The 20,920-nt window shown below is 74.8% G+C and carries 21 protein-coding genes; 15 read left to right on the plus strand and 6 right to left on the minus strand.

What is annotated here, in order from left to right:
• Nucleotides 1–39 precede the first annotated feature (39 nt).
• From ABD879_RS15300 to ABD879_RS15350, 11 genes are read left to right on the plus strand one after another with little or no spacing between them, the layout of a single operon-like run.
• Nucleotides 40–1,284 carry a cytochrome P450 gene (locus ABD879_RS15300; protein ID WP_345021926.1) on the plus strand — a complete coding sequence of 415 codons (1,245 nt, stop codon included), beginning with the start codon at nucleotides 40–42 and terminating at the stop codon, nucleotides 1,282–1,284.
• A gap of 3 nt (nucleotides 1,285–1,287) precedes the next feature.
• Nucleotides 1,288–1,521, plus strand: coding sequence for a ferredoxin (locus tag ABD879_RS15305; protein WP_345021927.1), 234 nt, complete (start codon nucleotides 1,288–1,290; stop codon nucleotides 1,519–1,521).
• The gene (locus ABD879_RS15310) at nucleotides 1,514–4,012 is read left to right on the plus strand and encodes a CaiB/BaiF CoA-transferase family protein (RefSeq protein WP_345021959.1); all 2,499 of its coding nucleotides are present in this window, start codon (nucleotides 1,514–1,516) and stop codon (nucleotides 4,010–4,012) included. The genes ABD879_RS15305 and ABD879_RS15310 overlap by 8 nt, the downstream gene beginning before the upstream one ends.
• Nucleotides 4,009–4,665: an FAS1-like dehydratase domain-containing protein gene (locus ABD879_RS15315; RefSeq protein WP_345021928.1), complete on the plus strand. Its 657-nt coding sequence runs from the start codon at nucleotides 4,009–4,011 to the stop codon at nucleotides 4,663–4,665. The genes ABD879_RS15310 and ABD879_RS15315 overlap by 4 nt, the downstream gene beginning before the upstream one ends.
• A 4-nt stretch (nucleotides 4,666–4,669) precedes the next feature.
• Nucleotides 4,670–5,146: a hotdog family protein gene (locus tag ABD879_RS15320; RefSeq protein WP_345021929.1), complete on the plus strand. Its 477-nt coding sequence runs from the start codon at nucleotides 4,670–4,672 to the stop codon at nucleotides 5,144–5,146.
• On the plus strand, nucleotides 5,143–6,312 hold the full coding sequence (locus ABD879_RS15325; RefSeq protein WP_345021930.1) for a thiolase family protein: 1,170 nt from the start codon (nucleotides 5,143–5,145) through the stop codon (nucleotides 6,310–6,312). Before ABD879_RS15320 ends, ABD879_RS15325 begins: the two co-directional genes overlap by 4 nt.
• Before the next feature lie 28 nt (nucleotides 6,313–6,340).
• On the plus strand, nucleotides 6,341–6,742 hold the full coding sequence (locus ABD879_RS15330) for a Zn-ribbon domain-containing OB-fold protein (RefSeq protein WP_345021931.1): 402 nt from the start codon (nucleotides 6,341–6,343) through the stop codon (nucleotides 6,740–6,742).
• Nucleotides 6,743–6,762: 20 nt separating this feature from the next.
• On the plus strand, nucleotides 6,763–7,575 hold the full coding sequence (locus tag ABD879_RS15335; protein ID WP_345021932.1) for an enoyl-CoA hydratase/isomerase family protein: 813 nt from the start codon (nucleotides 6,763–6,765) through the stop codon (nucleotides 7,573–7,575).
• On the plus strand, nucleotides 7,572–9,233 hold the full coding sequence (locus ABD879_RS15340; RefSeq protein ID WP_345021933.1) for an AMP-binding protein: 1,662 nt from the start codon (nucleotides 7,572–7,574) through the stop codon (nucleotides 9,231–9,233). The genes ABD879_RS15335 and ABD879_RS15340 overlap by 4 nt, the downstream gene beginning before the upstream one ends.
• Nucleotides 9,234–9,243: 10 nt before the next feature.
• A complete protein-coding gene (locus ABD879_RS15345) occupies nucleotides 9,244–10,131 on the plus strand; it encodes an HpcH/HpaI aldolase/citrate lyase family protein (RefSeq protein ID WP_345021935.1) in 888 nt (295 codons plus the stop codon).
• Nucleotides 10,132–10,174: 43 nt separating this feature from the next.
• Nucleotides 10,175–10,381: a hypothetical protein gene (locus ABD879_RS15350; protein WP_345021937.1), complete on the plus strand. Its 207-nt coding sequence runs from the start codon at nucleotides 10,175–10,177 to the stop codon at nucleotides 10,379–10,381.
• Between the two features lie 247 nt (nucleotides 10,382–10,628).
• On the opposite strand, the gene ABD879_RS15355 is transcribed toward ABD879_RS15350, so the two are convergent.
• Entirely contained in the window at nucleotides 10,629–11,486 is an 858-nt protein-coding gene (locus ABD879_RS15355; RefSeq protein WP_345021939.1) for an SDR family oxidoreductase, read from the minus strand.
• Between the two features lie 119 nt (nucleotides 11,487–11,605).
• Between ABD879_RS15355 and ABD879_RS15360 the strand changes: the two genes are divergently transcribed.
• The 4 genes from ABD879_RS15360 (at nucleotide 11,606) to ABD879_RS15375 (ending at nucleotide 14,869) form a co-directional block, all read left to right on the plus strand.
• Complete coding sequence (locus ABD879_RS15360; protein ID WP_345021941.1) at nucleotides 11,606–12,076, plus strand: winged helix-turn-helix transcriptional regulator; 471 nt, start codon at nucleotides 11,606–11,608, stop codon at nucleotides 12,074–12,076.
• Nucleotides 12,077–12,388: 312 nt separating this feature from the next.
• Nucleotides 12,389–13,555 (plus strand): NAD-dependent epimerase/dehydratase family protein, encoded by a 1,167-nt coding sequence (locus ABD879_RS15365; protein WP_345021942.1) that lies wholly within the window; start codon nucleotides 12,389–12,391, stop codon nucleotides 13,553–13,555.
• Nucleotides 13,552–14,325 carry a class I SAM-dependent methyltransferase gene (locus ABD879_RS15370; RefSeq protein WP_345021944.1) on the plus strand — a complete coding sequence of 258 codons (774 nt, stop codon included), beginning with the start codon at nucleotides 13,552–13,554 and terminating at the stop codon, nucleotides 14,323–14,325. The genes ABD879_RS15365 and ABD879_RS15370 overlap by 4 nt, the downstream gene beginning before the upstream one ends.
• A gap of 4 nt (nucleotides 14,326–14,329) precedes the next feature.
• Nucleotides 14,330–14,869 carry a GtrA family protein gene (locus ABD879_RS15375; protein ID WP_345021946.1) on the plus strand — a complete coding sequence of 180 codons (540 nt, stop codon included), beginning with the start codon at nucleotides 14,330–14,332 and terminating at the stop codon, nucleotides 14,867–14,869.
• Here the strand turns inward: ABD879_RS15375 and ABD879_RS15380 are convergent.
• From ABD879_RS15380 to mftE, 5 genes are all read right to left on the minus strand, one after another.
• Nucleotides 14,776–15,594 (minus strand): glycosyltransferase family 2 protein, encoded by an 819-nt coding sequence (locus ABD879_RS15380; RefSeq protein ID WP_345021948.1) that lies wholly within the window; start codon nucleotides 15,592–15,594, stop codon nucleotides 14,776–14,778. The genes ABD879_RS15375 and ABD879_RS15380 overlap by 94 nt on opposite strands.
• Nucleotides 15,591–16,535, minus strand: coding sequence for an NAD-dependent epimerase/dehydratase family protein (locus tag ABD879_RS15385; protein WP_345021950.1), 945 nt, complete (start codon nucleotides 16,533–16,535; stop codon nucleotides 15,591–15,593). Before ABD879_RS15385 ends, ABD879_RS15380 begins: the two co-directional genes overlap by 4 nt.
• 1,306 nt (nucleotides 16,536–17,841) lie before the next feature.
• Complete coding sequence (gene mftF, locus ABD879_RS15390) at nucleotides 17,842–19,311, minus strand: mycofactocin biosynthesis glycosyltransferase MftF (protein WP_345021952.1); 1,470 nt, start codon at nucleotides 19,309–19,311, stop codon at nucleotides 17,842–17,844.
• Nucleotides 19,308–20,123 carry a mycofactocin-coupled SDR family oxidoreductase gene (locus ABD879_RS15395; protein WP_345021955.1) on the minus strand — a complete coding sequence of 272 codons (816 nt, stop codon included), beginning with the start codon at nucleotides 20,121–20,123 and terminating at the stop codon, nucleotides 19,308–19,310. The genes mftF and ABD879_RS15395 overlap by 4 nt, the downstream gene beginning before the upstream one ends.
• On the minus strand, nucleotides 20,120–20,854 hold the full coding sequence (mftE, locus tag ABD879_RS15400) for a mycofactocin biosynthesis peptidyl-dipeptidase MftE (protein ID WP_345021957.1): 735 nt from the start codon (nucleotides 20,852–20,854) through the stop codon (nucleotides 20,120–20,122). Before mftE ends, ABD879_RS15395 begins: the two co-directional genes overlap by 4 nt.
• Between the last annotated feature and the right edge of the window lie 66 nt (nucleotides 20,855–20,920).

The following is a 20,920-nucleotide window of genomic DNA, read 5'->3' on the forward strand; positions in this document are numbered from 1 at the left end:
CGACCCGAGCGACAACCGAACGACGAAGGATCCCCCCAGATGAGCGAGACAAGGCAGCGGACCGGGCCGGACGACGACGCGCCCGGGGCCCGGACGGTGCGCGGCTGCCCCGTCAGCCACACCGAGTACGGCGAGGACTCGGAGCTGTACGGGCACTACGCCCTGCTGGACGCCGAACGCGAGGCCGCCCGGTTCCACTTCAACGACACCCGGCCGCGCGGCTTCTGGATGCTGCAGCGCTACGACGACGTGCTGGAGGGCTTCCAGAACCACGCGGTGTGGACGACACGCGTGCGCAGCGCGCTCAACCCCGAGCCGGGCATCGCGCTGCTGCCGCAGGACCTCAACGGCAAGGAGCACGCCAAGCTGCGGCGCGTCCTCAACCCGTTCTTCTCCCCGGCGGCGGTGCGGCGGATGGAGCCGCTGGCGCACCGCCGCTGCGTCGAACTGGTCGAGGAGGTCCGGCCCAAGGGCGGCTGCGACTTCGTCGCCGAGTTCGCCATCCGCTACCCCACCGACCTGTTCCTGTCCCTGCTGGGCCTGCCGGTCGCCGACGGCGAGTTCTTCCTGCCCTGGTCGGAGACGCTGTTCGCGGGGTTCTTCGGCGGCGACCCCGAGGCGGCCGCCGAGGCCAGGCGCAACATCCTGGAGTACTTCGACCGGGCGGTGAACGAGCGCCGCGCCGCCCCCCGCGACCCGGCCGAGGACATGGTGACGCGGCTGGTGCAGGCGCGGATCGACGGCGAGCCGCTGTCCCAGGAGGACATCCTCACCGTCTGCATGACGCTGATGCTGGCGGGGCTGGACACCACCCGCAGCGCGCTCGGCTTCATCTTCACCCACCTGGCCCGGCACGAGGAGGACCGGCGGCGGATCATCGCCGAACCCGAGCTGGCGCCCGCCGCGGTCGAGGAGTTCCTGCGCATGTACCCGCTGGTCATCCAGGCGGGCCGGGAGGTGCAGGAGCCGCAGGACTTCCACGGCCTGCCGCTGGAGAAGGGCGACGTCGTCTGGCTGGGCATCGCCTCGGCCAACCGCGACCCCCGCAAGTTCCCCGACCCCGACCGGTTCATCCTGGGCCGCGAGGGCGTCAACCAGAACCTGGCGTTCGGCGCCGGCCCGCACCGCTGCCTGGGCATGCACCTGGCCCGGCTGGAGCTGGCGGTGGTGCTGCGCGAGTGGCACGCCCGCATCCCCGACTACCGGATCCGGCCGGGCGTGCCGCTGACCGAGCGGGGCGGCCAGCTCACCATGCCGACGCTGCCCCTGGAATGGGAGGTCTGAGCAATGTTCCTGTCGATCGACGCGGACCGGTGCATGGGCCACGGCCGCTGCTACTCGGTGGCCGAGGGGCTGCTGTCCGACGACGAGGAGGGCTTCGTCGCCCAGCGCGGGCAGACCGTCGAGGTCCCGGAGGGGCTGCTGCCGGACGCGCGGGAGGCGGTAAGCGCCTGCCCCGAGCGGGCGATCTCCCTGCGCGAGGCCTCCCGTGCGCTGGGCGGCGCCGGTGCCGATGCTTGAGCACCTGCGCGTCCTGGACCTGACCGACGAGCGCGGCCTGATGTGCGGGCGGCTGCTCGCCGACCTGGGCGCGGACGTGGTGCAGGTCGAACCGCCGGGCGGGTCGCCCGCCCGGCAGGCCCCGCCGGTCGCCGGCGGGGCCGGCCCGTCGCTGTTCTGGGAGACCTACGCGGCGGGCCGGCGCGGCGTCGTCGCCGACCTGGACACCGCGGAGGGCCGCGCGCTGGTGCGCCGCCTGGCGGACGCGGCGGACGTCGTCGTCACCTCGGCCCCGGCGGCGTGGCTGCGGGAACGGGGCCTGGACCCGCGGGCGCTGCGCACCGGGCGGCCCCGGCTGATCGTCACCGCGATCACGGCGTTCGGGCTGTCGGGGCCCAAGGCCGGGTACGCCGACAGCGACCTGGTCGTGTGGGCGGCGGGCGGCCCCCTCGACCCGCACCGCGACGAGGGCCGGCCGCCGCTGCGCATCAGCGCCCCGCAGGCGTTCCTGCAGGCCGGGGCGGACGCCGCGGCCGGCACGCTGCTGGCGGTGCTGGCGCGGGAGGCCACCGGCGAGGGGCAGGTCGTGGACGTCTCGGCGCAGGCGTGCCTGGGCGTGGCGACGCTCGCGCGCGTCCTGGCGCACGCGGTGGGCGACGGCGACCCCGAGTGGCACCGCGAGCCCGCACCGCGCTCCGACCAGAGCGGCAGCGGCGCCGCCACGCCCAACGCCCTGAAGAAGTGGCACGTCAAGGACGGCATGGTCGAGCTGCACCTGTCGATGGGCCCGGCCGCCGGAGCGTTCACCAACAACCTGTTCGCCTGGCTGCGCGACGAGGGCGCGGTGGACGAGCGCATCGCGTCCTGGGACTGGCGCACCCTGCCGGGCCTGCTCGACGACGGCACGCTCACCCCCGCCGACCTGGACGAGGCCCGCGCCGCCGTCCGCGCCTTCCTCAAGGACCGCACCAAGGCCGAGGTGCTGGACGCGGCGCTGCGCCGCCGCCTGCTCTGCGTGCCGATCTTCGACACGGCCGACGTGGCGGGCGCGCCCCACCTGGCGGCCCGCGGCTTTTGGTCCGAGGTGGAGATCGAGGGCCGCAGGGTGCGCATCCCCGGCCGCTTCGCCCAGGTCACGGGCGGCGACGGGCCGCGGGTGCGGCGCCGCGCGCCGCGCGTCGGCGAGCACACCGGCGAGGTGCTGGGCGAATGGCTCCCCGGCGACCGCGCCGGCGTCCGCGGCGATCGCGCCGAACGCGCCGATCGGGGCGCCGCGGCGGCCCGCCCGCGTAGCGCGCGGGCCCTGGAGGGCCTGAAAGTTCTGGACCTGGCATGGGTGGTCGCCGGGCCGCTCATCGGCCGCGCCCTCGCCGACTTCGGCGCCTGCGTCGTGCGGGCCGAGTCCGGCACGCGCATCGAGACGGCGCGGCTGATGCAGCCGTTCTACGGCGGCGTGCCCGGCCCGGAGAACTCGGCGCTGTTCGGCAACTGCAACGCCGGCAAGCTCGGCCTGACCGTCGACCTCAACAGCGAGGACGGGCGCGCGGTCGTCCGCGACCTGGCGCGCTGGGCCGACGTGGTGGTCGAGTCGTTCTCGCCCGGCCGGATGGCCGCCTGGGGGCTGGACTACGCCGCGCTCGCGGCGGACAACCCGTCCCTGATCATGCTGAGCACCAGCATCGCCGGGCAGAGCGGCCCGCTGGCCGGGCTCGCCGGGTACGGCAACGTCGGCTCGTCGCTGAGCGGGCTGCAGGGCCTGGTCGGCTGGGAGGACCGGCTGCCGCTCGGCCCGTTCGGCCCCTACACCGACTTCCTCGGCCCGCGGCTGGCGCTGGCGGCGCTGCTGGCGGCGGTGGCGGACCGCCGCCGCACCGGCCGCGGCCGCCACATCGACGTGGCGCAGATCGAGGCGGGCGTGTTCTTCCTGTCGCCGCAGGTGGCGCGGTACGGGTTCGACGGGACGGTCGCGCGGCGCCGGGGCAACCGCGACGAGGTGCTCGTCCCGCACGGCGTCTACCCGTGTCGGCCCGAGGGCGGCCGCGACCGGTTCGTGGCGATCGCCGTGCGCGGCGACGCCGAGTGGCGCCGCCTGGCCGCCGTGCTCGACCGCCCCGACCTGGCCGGACGCGAGGACCTGGCCACGGCGGCGGGCCGCCGCGAGCACGAGGACCTGCTCGACGAGGCGATCGCCGAGTGGACGTCGCGGCGCGCTGCCCGGGACGTGGAGCGGCTGCTGCAGGCCGAGGGCGTCCCGGCCCACCTGTCCCAGGCGAGCGCGGACTTCGTCGCCGACCCGCAGCTGGCCGCGCGGGGCCACATCGTCGCGCTGCCGCACCGCCTGCACGGCACGGCGTACGTCGAAGGGCCGCGCTACCTGCTGTCGGCGGCGCCGGGCGCCGTGCGGCGTCCCGCCCCGACGCTGGGGCAGGACAACGAGACCGTCCTGCGGGAGATCCTCGGCTACCCCGAGGCGCGGGTGCGTGAACTGCTGGAGGGAGGGGCGCTCCGTTGAGCGCACAGGCGAACACGAACACGGCGGCCGCCGGGCCGGACGACTGGAAGGCCGAATGGCAGCCGGTCGTCGACGCGGTCGGCCGCGACTTCTCCGACGGCGAGACCGTCTGGGGCGCGGATGCCGTCGAACGCGGCGCGATCCGCCGATATCTGGAGCCGCTGGAGTTCGGCTGCGCGCTGCACACCGATCCGCAGGTGGCGCGCCGGGCCGGGTTCACCGACGTCACGATGCCCTACACCGGGCTGATGTCGTGGACGCTGCCGCCGATGTGGCGGCCCGGCGAGACGCTGTTCGACAGCGACGACCGCGACGCCCAGCCGGTGCGCAGCCCCATCAACAACCAGGACATGCCGCTCGGCCCGAAGACCACCGGCTTCTTCGGCACCGACATCGAGGTGGACTTCCTGCGCCCGGTGGTGGCGGGCGAGCGCATCGGACGGCGCGGGCGGCGGCTGGTGTCGTGCGTGCCGAAGGAGACCTCGGTGGGGCGGGGCGCCTTCATGACCTGGGAGAGCGACATCGTCACCACGTCCGGCGAGGTGGTGGCGCGCATCCGCATCGGCACCTACGCCTACGTGCCCAGAAGCGACGTGCCCAGAAGCGACGTGCCCAAGAGCGACGTCCCCGACAACGGCGACCGGGAGGGGTGAGCCGGTGGACACGACGGCCCTGGAGGGGCGCAGGTTCGAGGACGTGACGGTCGGGGAGGAGCTGCCCGGCGCCGACTACCCCCTGACCGTCTACCGGCTGGTGATGGCGGCGGGCGCCAACCGCGACTTCAACTCCATCCACCACAACACCGAGTACGCCCGCAGGACGGGCGCGCCCGAGATGTACGCCAACACCCAGTTCCTGCTGGGCGCGTGGGAACGCTGCGTCCGCGACTGGATGGGCCTGGCCGGGCAGATCCGCGCCGTCCGCGGCTTCCGGATGCGGGCGTTCAACACCGTCGGCGACACCATGCGGGTCCGCGGCGAGGTCAAGGACGCGCGCATCGACGAGGAGGGCCGGGGCGTGGTGGAGATCGCGATCCGCTGCGAGAACTCCGGCGGCGTGACGGTCGGGCCGGGCGTCGTCGAGGTCGTCCTGCCGCGCCGCAGTGAGGAAGGCGCATGCGGGGAGGGCGCATGAGCGGGGGACGCACCGCGGTCATCGCGGGCCTGGGGCTGACCGAGTTCGGCCGCATCTACGGGCGCACGTCCGCCGACTTCGCCGTCGAGGCGATCGCGCGGGCCGCCGAGGACGCGGGCCTGACGCTGGGCGACATCGACGGCCTGCTGGTCAACCCCGGCGTCGGCGGCGACATCGACCTGCGCCTGCAGTCCACGCTGCAGATGCGCCACACCCGGCTGCTGGCGACCGTCCAGGGGTTCGGGTCGTCGGCCGGGCAGATGGTGCAGTACGCCTCGATGGCCATCGCCGCCGGCATGGCCGACGTGGTGGCGTGCGTCTACGCCGACGCGCCGCTGAAGGAGGGCAGGGGCGCGGGCGCCTCGTACGCCGGGCAGCGGCGGGCGATGCGCGGCGTCGGCGCGCTGCCGGCCGCCGCCGGGCTCAAGGCGGCGCCCGAACGGTACGCGATCGCGGCCCGCCGCCACATGGAGACCTACGGGACGACCAGCGAGCAGTTCGGCGCCGTCGCGGTCGCCGCCCGGCAGTGGGCGGCGATGAACCCGCGCGCGCAGATGCGCGAGCCGATCACGCTGGCCGACCACCAGGCCTCCCGCATGATCGCCGACCCGCTGCGGCTGCTGGACTGCTGCCTGGTCAGCAACGGCGGCGTCGCGGTGATCCTCACCACCGCCGAGCGGGCCGCGGGGCTGCGCAGGCCGCCGGTGCACATCTGGGGCTGGGGGCAGGCGCACCCGGGCTACGTCAACCGGCGCGGCAGCGAGTTCGGCCTGGTCACCGGCGCGGCGCGGTCGGGTGCCGAGGCGCTGAGGATGGCCGGGATCGGCGTCGGCGACATCGACATGTGCCAGATCTACGACTGCTTCACCTACACCACGCTGGTCACGCTGGAGGACTACGGGTTCTGCGCCAAGGGCGAGGGCGGCGCGTTCGTCGAGAGCGGCGCGATCGCACCCGGCGGAAGCCTGCCGGTCAACACCGGCGGCGGCGAGCTGTCGTCCTTCTACATGTGGGGGATGACGCCGCTGTCGGAGGCGGTCATCCAGGCGCGGGGCGAGGGCGGCGACCGCCAGGTGCCCGCGCACGACCTGATCATGGTGAGCGGCAACGGGGGAGTGCTGGACTTCCACTCGACCCTCATCCTCAGCCCGCACCCCAGGACGTGACGCGATGCCGGACGAGAGGGACGCACCGATGGACCTGATCCCCGTGGAGCGGGACGAGCACTCGGCCCCGTTCTTCGACGCCGCCGCCGAGGGCACGCTGCTGCTGCGCTACTCGCCCAGCAGCGGCGAGTGGTCCGAGCCGGCCGCGGTGGTGTGCTCGGTGACGCAGGCGCGGGACCTGGAGTGGCGGCCCGCCGCGGGCACCGGCGAGCTGGTGTCCTGGACGGTCAAGCCGGGCCGCCGGGGCCCGGACGGCGTCCGCGGGCCCGCCCAGGTCATCGGGCTGGTGGAGCTGACCGAGGGGCCGTGGCTGACGCTGCGGCTGGTGGACGCCGCGGGGCGCAAGCTGCGCGCGGGCCTGCCGGTGCGCGTCGACTTCGTCCGCCCCGAGGGCGGCGAGCCCCTGCCGGTCGGCCGCGTCCACGACTAGAATCTATGACTATGAATCGTATGGATAGTGGGCCGGGGGGCGTGCACGTGGAGCGCCGCGGGCCGGTCGTCTGGATCCGGATCGACCGGCCCGAGCGGCGCAACGCCTACGACCTCGCCATGGCCCGCACCATGATCGCGGCGTTCGAGGACGCCGCCGACGCCGACGCGGTGGTGCTCACCGGCGCGGGCGGGGCGTTCTGCGCGGGCGGCGCGCTCGACCAGCTGGACGACCCCGACCCGGGGCGGCTGCGGGCGCTGTTCACCGCCTCCCTGCGGCTGGTCGACGCCATCCGCGCCTGCCCGCGCCCGGTGATCGCGGCGGTGGACGGGCCCGCCGCCGGAGGCGGCAACGAGCTCGTCGTCGCCTGCGACTTCGCCATCGCCACCCGCCGCTCCACGTTCGGGCAGACCGGGCCCCGGGTGGGCTCGGCCGGGGTGCTGGGCGCCACGAACATGCTCACCGTCCAGATCGGCGAGAAGCGCGCCAAGGAGATGGCGATGCTGTGCCGCCGCTACACCGCCGAGCAGGCCCTCGCCCTGGGGCTGATCAACGAGGTCGTCGACGACGGCGGGCTGGAGGAGGCGGTGGGCCGCTGGATCGCCGAGATCCGCGCGCTCAGCCCCCGCTACCTGGAGATCGCCAAGATCAGCTCCAACCAGTGGTGGCACCAGTCCGCCGACAACATGAACACCGGCCTGGGCATGCTCGTCCAGGCCATCGGCAGCGAGGACATGCGCGAGGGCGCCCGGGCCTTCCTGGAGCGGCGCGCCCCCGACTTCCGCGGCGCCCGCGCCGCGACCGACGCCGCACCTGAAGGGGGCCGTCCGTGACCTTCCGCTACTACCGCGACATCCACCCCGCCTTCCCCAACCGCGAGGACTGGACGCTGCCCACCGTCCTGCGGCACCACGCCGAGCGGCGGCCCGACGCCGTCTGGCTGGACGCCCCCGAGGAGGACGCCGCCTGGACCTACGCGCAGGTGCTCGCCGAGGCCGAGGCGATCGGCGCGGCGCTGCTGGCGAACGGGGCGCGGCCCGGCGACCGGGTCGTGATCTACGCGGCGAACTCCTCCCGGTTCGTGCGCACCTGGCTCGGCACCGCCGTCGCCGGGCTGGCCGAGGTGCCCATCAACACCGCCTACGAGCACGACTTCCTCGCCCACCAGGTGCGCACCGTCCGGGCGCGGCTGGCCGTCGTCGAGGACGTGCACGCCGCACGGTTCGCCGCCGTCGCCGAGGCCGCCGCCGACATCCGCAAGTTCTGGGTGATCGACACCGGGCGGCGGGCCGAGGCGATCGAGACGCTGCGCGCCGCGGGCTGGGATGCCGCCCCCTGGGAGGAGCTGCTCGCCGGCGGCCCCGCCGAACTGCCCGCGGTGAGCCCCCGGGACCTGGCCGCCGTCTTCTTCACCTCCGGCACCACCGGCCCGTCCAAGGGCGTGGCCATGCCGCACGCGCAGATGTACTTCTTCGCCCAGGAGTGCGTGGCGCTCACCCGGCTGACCGCGGACGACGCGTGGATGGCGGTCACCCCGCTGTTCCACGGCAACGCCCAGTTCATGGCCGCCTACCCGGCGATGGTCGCGGGCGCCCGCTTCGTGCTGCGCGGCCGGTTCAGCGCCAGCCGGTGGATCGACCAGATCCGCGCCGGCGGTGTCACCGTCACCAACTTCATCGGCGTGATGATGGACTTCGTCTGGAAGCAGCCGCGCCGCCCGGGCGACGCCGACAACCCGCTGCGCTGCGTGTTCGCCGCGCCCACCGCCGCCTCGATCCTGGCCCCGATGAAGGAGCGCTTCGGCATCGAGGCGTTCGTGGAGGTGTTCGGCCTGACCGAGACGTCCGCGCCGATCCTGTCCCCCTACGGGGAGGACCGCCCGGCGGGCGCGGCGGGGCTGGCCGCCGACGAGTGGTTCGACGTGGCGCTGGTGGATCCCGAGACCGACGAGGAGGTCCCGGTCGGGCAGGTCGGCGAGCTGGTCGTCCGGCCGAAGGTGCCGTTCATCTCCAGCAACGGCTACTTCGGCATGCCCGACCGCACCGTCGAGGCGTGGCGCAACCTGTGGTTCCACACCGGCGACGCGCTGCGCCGCGACGAGGACGGCTGGTTCTACTTCGTCGACCGGTTCAAGGACGCGCTGCGCCGCCGCGGCGAGAACATCAGCTCCTACGAGGTCGAGACCGCCGTGCTCAGCCATCCGGCGGTGGCCGAGTGCGCGGTCATCGCGGTGCCCGCCGAGTCCGAGGCGGGCGAGGACGAGGTCATGGCCTACCTGGTCACCCGCGGCGAGGTCACGCCCGAGGAGATCTGGACATGGTGCGAGGGCCGCATCCCGGCCTTCGCCGTCCCCCGCTACCTGCGGTTCGTCGACGCACTGCCCAAGACGCCGTCGCAGCGCGTCCAGAAGGCCAAGCTCCGCGCCGCCGGGATCACCCCCGACACCCACGACCGCACCCCCGACGCCGCCGGAAGGGCGGCGGGCCGCTGAAAGGCACGCGATGCACCCCTACCGATCGGTCCTGTTCGTCCCCGGACACAAACCCGCGTGGGCGCGCAAGGCGCTGGCGTCCGGGGCCGACGCCATCGTGCTCGACCTGGAGGACTCGGTGCCGGACGACCTCAAGGCCGAAAGCCGCGACACCGTCCGCGCCTCGCTCGCCGAACTGCGCGCCGCGGACCCGCGCGTCGGGCTGTTCGTCCGGCCCAACGCGCTGGACACCCGGATGGCCGGGGCCGACCTGGAACGCGTCGTGGGCCCGGAGCTGACCGGCCTGTTCACCCCCAAGGTCCGCGGCGCCGCCGACGTGCTGCGCTGGGAGACCCTCATCGACTGGTTCGAGGCGCGCAACGGCGCCTCCGGGCTGGAGATGATCGTCCCGGTGGAGACCGTCGAGGCCATCGACGAGTGCGGCGCGATCGCCGGCGCCTCGCCGCGGGTCGGCGCGATGATCGGCCCGACCTCGCGGCACGCCGACATCGCCCGCGCGGTCGGCTTCCGCTGGTCGCCGGAGGGCAGCGAGTCGCTCTACCTGCGCAGCCGCGTCCTGCTGGCCTGCCGCCGGCACGGCCTGCACGCGCTGACCGGCCTGTGGGAGGACCTGGCCGACCTGGAGGGGCTGCGCGCGTTCGCCGACTACGGCCTGCAGCTGGGCTTCCGCGGGCAGATCGTCATCCACCCCTCGCACGTGCCCGTGGTCAACGAGGTGTTCACGCCCACCGACGACGAGGTCGCCTACCACGAGGAGCTGGTGGCGGCGGTGGAGCGGGCGGCGGCCGACGGCCACGGCGCGGTCCGCTTCCGCGGCCAGCACATCGACCTGGCCCACGCCGAGAAGGCCCGCCGCTGGCTGGCCCACGCCCGCATGGTCCGCGGCGCCGGCACCTAGCCCGAGGGGGGCGGGCGGCGGGCCGTGGCGCATGATCGTCCCCATGGGGACGACGCAAGTGGCCACTTACTGGCGGATCGGCGAGCCGCTGTGCGGGCTGACCGCCACCGTCCGCGACGGCGAGCTGCTACGGCTGCGCCCGGATCCCGACGATCCGCCTCCCGCGCCCGAGGATGCGGCCGAGCACGGGCTCCAGGACGGCGACGGTGCCGCATCTCCTCGCCGCACGGCTCGGTGGAGCTGCCGGTGACGGTCACCGACGAGATGGCGCCGGGCACCGTCGCCGTCCCGCACGGCCGGGCCACCACGGGGGCCGGCGGCTCGCCGACGCCGCCGGGGGCGTCGACGTCAACCTGCTCGCCTCGCCCGACCCCGCCGACCTGGAGCCCCTCGCGGGCATGGCGCACCTCAACGGCGTGCCGGTGCGGATCGCCCCGGTCGGCCGACCGGTCGGCCGACCGGGGCGCCGACAGGTCCGCCGGCCGGCGCGTCCGCGGTCAGCCCTTCAGGGCGGCCGCGACCGCGTCGGCGAGCGTGGTGGTGGGGCGGCCGATGAGGGCGCGCAGGTGGCCGGAGCCGGTGGTCAGGTCGCCGCGCGCGATGCCGGTGTCGCCGTCGGCCAGGACCTTGGCGTAGGGCTCGGGCAGGCCCGCCGCGACCAGCGCCTTGGCGTACTCCTCCTCCGACATGTCGCGGTAGGCGATGTCCTTGCCGGTCTGCCGGGACAGCTCGGCGGCGAGCTCGGCCATGGTGAACGGGGTGTCGCCGCCCAGCTCGTAGGTCTTGCCCGCGTGCCCGTCCCCGGTCAGGACGGCGGCCGCGGCGGCGGCGTAGTCGGCCCGGGCGGCGGCGGCGATCCGGCCGTCCCCGGCGGCGCCGATGAGCGCGCCGCTCTCCAGGGCGGGCGCCAGGTTGTCGGTGTAGTTCTCGAAGTACCAGCCGTTGCGCAGGAACACGTGCGGCAGCCCCGACTCGCGGATGATCGCCTCGGTGGCCTGGTGCTCCTCGGCGAGGGCCAGCCGGCTGGTGTCGGAGTTGAGGATGCCGGTGTAGGCGATGAGCCCGACGTTGGCGGCGGCGGCCGCCTCCACCACGTTGCGGTGCTGGGGGACGCGCCGGCCGACCTCGCTGCCGGAGATGAGCAGCAGCCGGTCGGTCCCGGCGAGGGCGGCGGCGAGGGTGTCCGGCTCCGCGTAGTCCGCCCGGCGCACCTGGACGCCGCGTTCGGCCAGGTCGGCGGCCTTGTCGGGGGTGCGTACGGCGGCCACGATCCGGTCGGCGGGCACGCCGCGCTCCAGCAGCGCCGCGACGGTCAGCCGGCCGAGCCTGCCGGTGGCTCCGGTGATCGTGATCACAACACTGTCCTCTCCACGGTGGGTACGTACTGACCATCATGCACTAACTAATCCACAGCACTAACCGAGAGGGGGAGGTGGCGCGGTACGGCGGCCGCCCGGGCGGTTACCGTTGACATATGACCAGCACGAGCCCGGACGTGACCGGTCCCGCCCCCCGCGCCGAGGCCGCCGGCGACGCCGCCGGCGACACCGGCGACATCACCGACGAGCTGGTCGCGGACGTGTTCGCCCGCGCCTGCCCGTCCCGCCGCACCCTCGAGAACGTCACCGGCAAATGGGGCGCGCTCGCCCTGGCCGCGCTCGCCGAGGGCAGCCACCGCTTCAACGCGCTGCGCCGCCGCGTCGACGGGGTGAGCGAGAAGATGCTGGCGCAGACCCTGCACGTGCTCGAACGCGACGGCATGGTGGTGCGCGACGTGCGCGCCACCATCCCCCCGCACGTGGAGTACAGCCTGACCCCGCTGGGCGAACGCGTCGCCGCCCGGCTCCTCGACCTGATCCGCCTGGTGGAGGAGGAGATGCCGGCGGTGCTGGCCGCACGCGCCCGCTACGACCGGGCCCACGCCGCCGACCGGGGCGCCGGCTGAGGCGCCCGCGCCTGGACGTCGGCCGGAGACGGGCCGGGGCGCCGGCGGGGTGCGGTGCCCGACCGGAAGGCTTCCAGCTGACATTCAGTTTCGCCCGGTAAGGTGACGGCCGGGTGAGCCGGGAAGTCTGGTCGGAATGGAATCGGCGCTTGTCAGATGGGTGTCGGCCCATGCCGGCGATCGTTCGCACCGGCTGCCGTCATGGCCCCCCACCATGCCGCTCCCGGGGCCGCCCGTGTCGCATCCGCGCCGCGGGCCGGCCGTATTCCGCGCTCGCCCGACGAACCGGTCCGGACAGGTCAGGAGTGATGCATGCGGATTCTCGTCCTCGGCGGCGACGGGTACCTCGGGTGGCCGACGGCGCTGCACCTTTCGCGGTGCGGCCATGACGTCGCGGTCGCCGACAACTTCGCGCGGCGCCAGTACGACTACGAGCTCGGCGTGGAGAGCCTGGTGCCGATCGAGACGCTGCAGACGCGCGTCGCGGCGTGGCGGGAGGTGACCGGTGCGTCCATCGAGGTGTTCGTCGGCGACCTCACCGACGCCGACTTCACCTACGACATGCTGCGCACGTTCCGGCCGCACGCCGTGGTGCACTTCGCCGAGCAGCGCGCCGCGCCCTACTCGATGATCGACCGCAAGCACGCGGTCTACACCCAGGTCAACAACGTCGTCGGCACGCTCAACCTGCTGTACGCCATCGCCGAGGTGGACCGCGACATCCACCTGGTCAAGCTCGGCACCATGGGCGAGTACGGCACCCCCAATATCGACATCGAGGAGGGCTGGCTCGACCTGGAGTACAAGGGGCGCAAGGACCGGGTGCTGTTCCCCAAGCGCCCCGGCTCCTTCTACCACCTGTCCAAGGTGCACGACAGCCACAACATCGAGTTCACCTGCCGGATCTGGGGCCTGCGCGCCACCGACCTCAACCAGGGCGTGGTGTACGGGCAGCAGACCCCCGAGACGGTGCTGGACGACCGGCTGGCGACCCGCTTCGACTACGACGCGGTGTTCGGCACCGTGCTGAACCGGTTCGTCATCCAGGCCGTGCTCGGCCACCCGCTGACCGTCTACGGCCGGGGCGGGCAGCGCCGCGGCATCATCGACATCCGCGACACCGTCCGCTGTATCCAGCTGGCCTGCGAGAACCCGGCCGAGCGCGGCGAGTTCCGGGTGTTCAACCAGATGACCGAGGCGATGAGCGTCCAGGAGATCGCCGAGACCGTGGTCCGCTGCTTCCCCGGCGACGCGCGCATCGAGCACCTGGACAACCCGCGGGTCGAGCACGAGGACCACTACTACAACGTCACCCACACCCGGCTGCTGGAGCTGGGCCTGACCCCCCACCTGCTGTCCGATACGCTGATCACCTCGCTGTTCGACGTGACCAAGCGGCACGCGCACCGGGTGCGGCCCGAGGCCCTGACGCCCAAGGTGGACTGGCGCCGCCACGCCAGCCCCGTGCAGGAGACATGACCGACCGGGAGCCGTCCATGACCTCACCCGAGGGCGCGTTCGCCCGCGCGACCGGCCGCACCGTGCCGGCCGAGGAGGGCGGCGCCGACAAGCCCCGCTACCGGCGCTACCAGTACGACCTCATCGCCCCGCACTGCGGCCGCAGCGTGCTGGAGGTCGGCGCCGGGCTCGGCGAGTTCGCCGCGCAGTTCACCGGGCTGGACCGGCTGGTCGTCACCGACGTCGACCCGGACGCGGTCGCGCTGCTGAAGAACCGCTTCGCCGACCGGGCCGAGGTGGAGGCCCACCAGTTCGACCTGGCGGGGACGCAAGCACTGGACCGGCCGGTCGACACGGCCGTGGCGATCAACGTGCTGGAGCACTTCGAAGACGACGCGCACGTGCTCGCCGTGCTGGCGCGTTCGGTCGTCCCCGGCGGCACGATCGTGCTCTGGGTGCCCGGCTACCAGAGCCTGTACAGCGAGTTCGACCGCCGCGTCGGGCACTTCCGCCGGTACACGCCCGCGACCCTGCGGGACGCCATCCGGCGGGCCGGGCTGGCGTGCGAGCTGGCCCGGCCGGTGAACCTGCTCGGCGGCGTCGCCTGGTGGGCGGCGATGCGGCTCGGCAAGGTGCAGGGGCCCAAGACGGGCGCCGTGGGCGTGTACGACCGCGTGGTCGTCCCGGCCACCCGGGTGCTCGACCGGCTGCTGCCGATCCCGTTCGGGCAGTCGGTGCTGGCGGTCGCCCGGGTGCCGGACGGCGGCCCGCGGGCGGAGAAGGCGCGGTGACGGGATGACCGCCACCGCGCCGACCCGGCCCGCGGGCCCCGCGGCGCCGGGCCGCCGCCGATCGTTCGGGCGCGTGTTCACCCGGTACACGATCGGTTCGGTGCTGGCGGCCGTGGCCAGCGAGGCGGTGCTGCTGCTCACCTACGGGCCGGGGCTGCTCGGCCCGCAGGCCGCCTCCGTCGCGGCCTGGGCGGCGGGCGCGGCGCTCAACTACGGGCTCAACCGGTGGTGGGCCTGGGGCCGCCGCGGCCGCGCCGACCCGCTCCGCGAGCTGCTGCCGTACTGGGTGATCGCGCTGACCACCATGGCCCTCAGCGCATGGGCCACCGGCGCGGCCGACCGGCAGGTCGACCGGCTGGTGGAGGACGAGGCGCTGGGGGCCGCCCTGGTCGGCGGGGTGTTCCTCGCCGTCTACGGGGTGATGTTCGTGGTGAAGTTCGTCCTGTTCCACTACCTGGTGTTCGCCGACGGCGGGCGCCCCGGGCGCCGGCCGCGCGCGGCGCGCCGCTCGCGCCACCAGGTGCCGAACACGACGCGGGAGTAGCGGTACCCGTACACCAGGTTGCCGCCCTTCTTGGTGGTCCCGGCCGTGCGCAGCCGCATCGTCGCCGGGACCTCCTTCACCCGGTACCCGCGGGAGATCACGCCGATCAGCAGCTCGGACGCCTGGTACTGCGGCTGGTTCAGGGTGACGGCCCCGGTGACCTCGGCGCGCATGGCGCGCAGGCCGAAGGAGGTGTCGGTGACGCGCTGCCCGGTCAGCAGGCTCACCACCCAGGCGAACACGTACACGCCGGCGCGCCGCACCCGGTCGTAGGTCTCCTGGCGGCCCAGCCGCCGCGACCCGGTGACGAAGTCGGCCTCGCCGCGCAGCACCGGCGTCAGCACCCGCTCGATGTGCGCCGGGTCGTACTGGCCGTCGGCGTCGGTGGTGACGATGTACTCGGCGCCGCCCTCGCGGGCGATCCGGTACCCCAGGCGCAGCGCCGCGCCCTGCCCGCGGTTCACCGGGACGTCGCAGACCATCGCGCCGTGCTTGCGGGCGACCTGCGCGGTGTCGTCGGTCGAGCCGTCCACCACCACGATCGTGGCGGTCTCCTGCCCGCCCACCGTCGCCGGGATGGACCCGACGACCTCACCGATGCCGTCCTCTTCGTTGTAGGCGGCGATGACGATGGCCACCGGAGGGAGCTGTGCACCGTACTCGGCGCGGAACGCCGTCAGCGCCGCCTCGTCGACGTCCTCGGCCTTCTCGTGCACCGCGGTCACGACGCCTCCTTCGCGGGGGCGAAGTCGGGCCACACGGTCGCCAGCCCGGAGCGCAGGTCGTGGCGCGGCTCGTAGCCCAGGGCGCGGGCGGCGGAGATGTCCAGCACGACGGCGGGCATCTCCCCGGCCTTGGCCGGCACGTGCTCGACGGGGATCGGCGCGCCGGTGACCTCACGGGCCGCCTCGATCAGGTCGTTGACGCTCGTCGACCGGCCCGATCCGACCACCAGCGGCCCGGTCAGGCCCTTGCGCCAGGCCAGCAGCACCGCCTGGACGATGTCGTCGACGTGGACGTAGTCGCGCAGCTGGCGGCCGTCGCCGTACACCTGGACGCCCGTCCCGGCCGCGGCGGCGCGCATCAGGCGGGGCACGAAGCTGTCCTTGTGCAGCATCCCCGGGCCGTACACGTTGGCGAACCGCAGCGCGCACGCCCGCATGCCGTACACGCCCGAGTAGGCGCTGAGCAGCATCTCCGCGGCCGCCTTGGTCGCCCCGTAGGGGGTGAGCGGCCGCAGCGGCAGCCGCTCGCTGATCGGCGCGTCGCCCACGTCGCCGGTGACGGCGTTGGTGGAGGCGAACACCACCCGGCGCACCCCCTGCTCGCGCGCCAGCTCCAGCAGCCCGGCGGTGGCGTCGACGTTCAGCCGGTACACCCCGGCCGGGTCCTCGATCGACCGCAGTACCGAGGTCGCGGCCGCCAGGTGGACGATGCCGTCCGGCGCGGTGCCGACCGCCCGCTTGCGCACGTCGGGGTCGCACAGGTCGCCCACCACCGAGCGGACCGCGGGATCCGGATGGGGCCGCTGGTCGGCGACGACCACCTCCGCCCCGGCGTCGAGCAGCGCCGCCACCACGCGGCTGCCGATGAACCCCGCGCCGCCGGTGACCAGCACCCGCGCGCCCTCAAGCCTCGCCTCGTCCGGCGACTCCAACCCCTCCACCGGCGATTTCTCCCTCACCTGCGTTCACTCGCGACGCTCGCGTGCTTGTCTTTGAAGGTCGACCCTAGCCGACCTCGGCCGCAGCTCTGGCCGCTCGGCCGCATCGCCGCGTCCCCGGTTCGCCGCGCGGCGCCCCCATCCGGCAAGATGACCGGCGAAAGGAAGGACACCCGGTGACCCACGTGCTGGCGGCGGGCCTGCCGCTGACGATCGGACTGGTCCTGGCCGTGGCCGCCGCGCGCGCGGGCCGGCGGCCGCCCCTCGCGGCGGCGCTGGCGGTCGGCGCGCTGCTGCGGCTGGTGCTGCTGGTGATCGCCGCCCGGGACGGCTGGCAGCCCTACGACCTGGCCGAGGACTTCCGCTCCACCGCCGACACCGTCCTGGACGGCCGCGACCCGCTGGTGTACCTGCGCGAGGGCGGCTGGCACTTCCTGCCTTTCCTGGCCTACGTCCTGGCCGGTCAGCGGGAGCTCGGCGAGCTGCTGGGCGTGCCGTGGAGCGTCGTCGGCCGGGCCGTGCCGATCCTGTGCGACCTCGCGCTCATCCCGCTGGTGGGCAGGCTGGCCGCCGACCCGGACAAGAGCGGGCTGCGCGCCTTCCAGTACGCCTGCGCCCCGGTGGGGGTCATGGTCAGCGCGATCCACGGCCAGTTCGCGCCGATCACCCTGCTGCTCGGGGTGGCGGCCCTGGTGGTGGCGCGCGACGGCGGCCACCGGGCGGGCCGCGCGCACGCCGCCGGGATCCTCGTCGGGTTCGCGGTGACCTCGGCGAGCTGGGCGGGGCTGATGCTGCCCGGCGTGCTGCTCGCGTTGTCCGGGGCGCGCAGCCGCCTCGTCGCGTTCGTCTGGACGGGCGTCGTGCCGCTGGTGTTCCTGCTGAGCGGCTGCGTGTTCCTGGGCACGCCGGTGGGCGACCTGCCCGCGACGCTCGCCAAGTCGCTGTCCACGCGGCCGGTGGTCGGCGACTGGGGCTGGACGGCGGTGGCGACGGGCGGGCAGCAGATCGTCGACCCGGCCTACGCCCGCCCCGGGCTGCTGATCCTCGCGGCCGGGGTGCTGGCCGCGGCGTGGTGGTGGCGCCGCGCCGACCCGGCGGTGCTCACGCTCGCGCTGCTGCTGGCCTTCCTGATCGCCACGCACCGGTTCGGCGCCCAGTACCTGGCCTGGCCGATGCCGTACCTGATCGCCCTCGCGGGCCGCGCGACCTGGCCCGCCGTCACCGTGTCCGGGGCCTGGGCGGCGTTCGGCTACCTCTACACGACCCGGCTGGACGAGTACGGATGGCGCGACGTCCACGTCTGGTGGGCCTACTCCTCCCTCGTCGTCATCGCCCTGCTCGTCTGGGCGCTGCCGCCCCGCGGCCCCGACAGCCCGCGCAGGTCGGGAAGCAGCGACCGGGGCGACCGCGCCTTGAAGGCCGCCGCCCAGACACCCGCGCCGTAGGCCAGGTCGTCCAGGCGTCGGGCCAGGATGAAGCGCACCGGGTCGAGGTCGGGGGAGACCCGGCGGTACTCGGCGACGCCGTCGGCGACGGCGGCCACGAGGACGGCGCGTCGGGCACGGCGCGAGAACAGGCAGGCGGTCAGGCTGACCGGCCACCAGTGGCGCAGCAGCAGCGCGCTCGTCTGCCCGGCGGTGCCGACGAGCCCGCGCCCGATCAGATCGGCCGCCAGCCGGTGCGGGTGATCGCTGCGGCCCACCGTGCGGGCCAGCCGGACGTGCACGACCGCCAGGACGGCGGCCGAGAGCGGCACGGACCACCGTCGCTGGGCGAGCGCCGCCGCGGCGACGGCGGCGCTCCACGGAGTGAGGACGGCCGGCGCCACCAACGCGCCGTGCCGTTCGGCCAGCGGGTGCGCCCCGGTGCCGTAGTACGCCTTGCGGCGCAGCCACGCCGTCAGCCGGGTGCGGTGGTCGTGCCAGGCGGTGGCGGCGGGCTCGTACCGGACCTGCCACCCCTGGGCCGCCAGGCGCCACACCAGGTCGACGTCCTCGGCGACGCGCATCCCGTCGGTGAAGCCCTCGCCGAGGGCGGCGACCCGGGCCACCAGGCACGCGCTGGGCACCCAGCTCACCGCCGACCGGGGATGCACCAGCGCGGGCGTCGGCCCCAGGTCCAGCGACGAGCGGGCGTCCTCGTAGCGGGAGATCCAGTTCGGGGCACCCTGCTTGCGCAGCCCGAGGATCTGGGGAGCGGCGACGGCGACGCGCGGGTGGTGGAAATGACGCAGCAGCGTCGCGATCGCCTCCGGGGACACGACCACGTCGGAGTCGACGAACGCCACGAACGGGGTGGAGACCTTCTCCAGTCCCGCGTTGCGCGCCCCGGCGGGGCCGACGTTGCGGGGCAGGGGGATGAGCCGCGCCCCGTGACTGGCCGTCACCTCGGCGACGGCCCCGGGGTCCTTGGAGCCGTCGTCGACCACGATGACCTCGACGCGGCCCGCAAGGGCGGCCAGCAGCCGGTCCAGCGGGCCGGCGCGGTCGCGGACCGGGACGACCACCGTCACCTGCGACAGGTCGACCGGCGGCAGTTCGGCGACCACCGGGTCCGCCACGCCAGCGGCGAGCAGCCGCTCGGCCATGCGTTCCGACAGCGCGTCGGTGACCTCGATGCGACGGCCGCGCAGCAGCGCCGCCGCCCGTCCGTTCAGGTGGAGCAGCCGCATGGGCGCGCCGCCCACCAGCGTGCGGCCGCCGTCGTACACGCGGACGCGGCGGCCGAGCGTGACGACGAAGCCGCGCGGCAGGCGCGTCCGGGCAGCGGAACGGCTCATCCCCGGAACCCGCCTTCGGCGCTGACCACCGTGCCGGTGGCGACGCCGCCCGCGCGCGAGCAGCAGAACGCGATGAGCTCGGCGACCTCGGCGGGGTCGATCAGCCGCTCGGTGAGCTGGGACGGCGCGAACGACTCCACGTCGTCCAGCCCGTACAACGCGGCCGTGGCCGACAGCATCGAGGTGCGGGTCGAGCCGGGGGAGACGGCCACGGCGGTCGCCCCGGTGCCCACCAGGTCGGCGGCCAGGCACCGGACGAGCCCCACCACGGCGTGCTTGGCCATGCCGTATCCGGACAGGTGGAACAGACCGCGCGTCCCGGCGGCCGAGGCGACCGCCACGAACCGGCAGCCGGCCGGGTCGGGGCCGGCCAGCATGCGCGGCACCGTGACGGCGGCGGTGTTCCACACCCCCATCACGTCCACGTCCCACAACGCCTGCACGTGAGAGGCGGGGGTCTCCCACAGCGGCCGCCCGCCGGAGATCACCGCGGCGGCGGCCACGGCGGCGTCCAGACGGCCGAACCGTTCCACGGCCGCGGCGGCGGCGCGGTCCAGGGCGTCGCGGTCGCGGACGTCCGCCACCAGCGCGAGGACCTGCTCGGGGTGCTCGTCGCGCAGGGCGTCCAGCTCGTGCTCGCCGGCCAGCGCGTACGTCACGCCGGGCAGGTCGCCGGGGACGTCCCCGGCGCAGCAGTCCACGGCGACGACCCGGTAACCGCGATCGCACAGGGCGCGGACGGTGGCGGCGCCGATGCCCCGGGCCGCGCCCGTGACCAGCGCGACCCGTCCCGCTTCCGCGGCGGCGCTCATCGCCGGGTCTCCTCGACGAGCCGCAGGCGGCCGTCGGCGCCGGGCACGCCGCCGTCGACCAGCGCGCACACCTCCTCGACCATCCGCCGCAGCACCCGCTCGCCTTCGGCGGCGGTGGCGGCGGTCGGGTCGCCGAGCACGCCGGACGGCGACACGGCGGCGACCCCCGAGGCGGTCATGGCGGGCAGCAGCTCGGCGACGGGCGCGGTGTTGCCGGGCGCCGCCCGCGTCATGTCCACCCGGTCGGGGGCCAGGTGCAGCATGAGCGAGGTCTCGGTGAACCCGGCGTGCGCGTCGACGGTCTCGGTCTCGCACGGCACCCACGCCACCCGGTGCCCCTCCTCCCGCATCCGCGCGACCGCGCCCGACAGGCTCGGCAGGTTGCCGCCGTGCCCGTTGACGAACACCACCCGACCGCACCAGGTGGCCAGCGAGCGCACCAGCTCCACCAGCATCGACCGCAGCGCCTCGTGCCCGATGGAGATCGTCCCGGCGAACGACTGGTGCTCGCCGCTGGCCGCGTAGGTCACCGGCGGCGCGACCAGCACCGGCTCGCCGGGACGGCGGCGCGGAAGTTCCGCCGCCGCGCCCTGCGCCACCGCCGCCGCGATCGCGGTGTCGGTGTCCAGCGGCAGGTGCGGCCCGTGCTGCTCGAACGACCCCACCGGGACCAGGACGAGCGCCCCCTCGGGAACCTGCGGCCACGAACGCCGGGACAGCAGCGGGTTCATGGCGCTCCCGCGGCGCCGAGGGGGCGGGTGAAGCCGTCGGGGATCACCACGTCGTCGCGGGTCAGC

The organism is Actinomadura keratinilytica, assembly GCF_039539665.1.
In the GTDB taxonomy this organism is placed as follows: Bacteria; Actinomycetota; Actinomycetes; order Streptosporangiales; family Streptosporangiaceae; genus Spirillospora; species Spirillospora keratinilytica.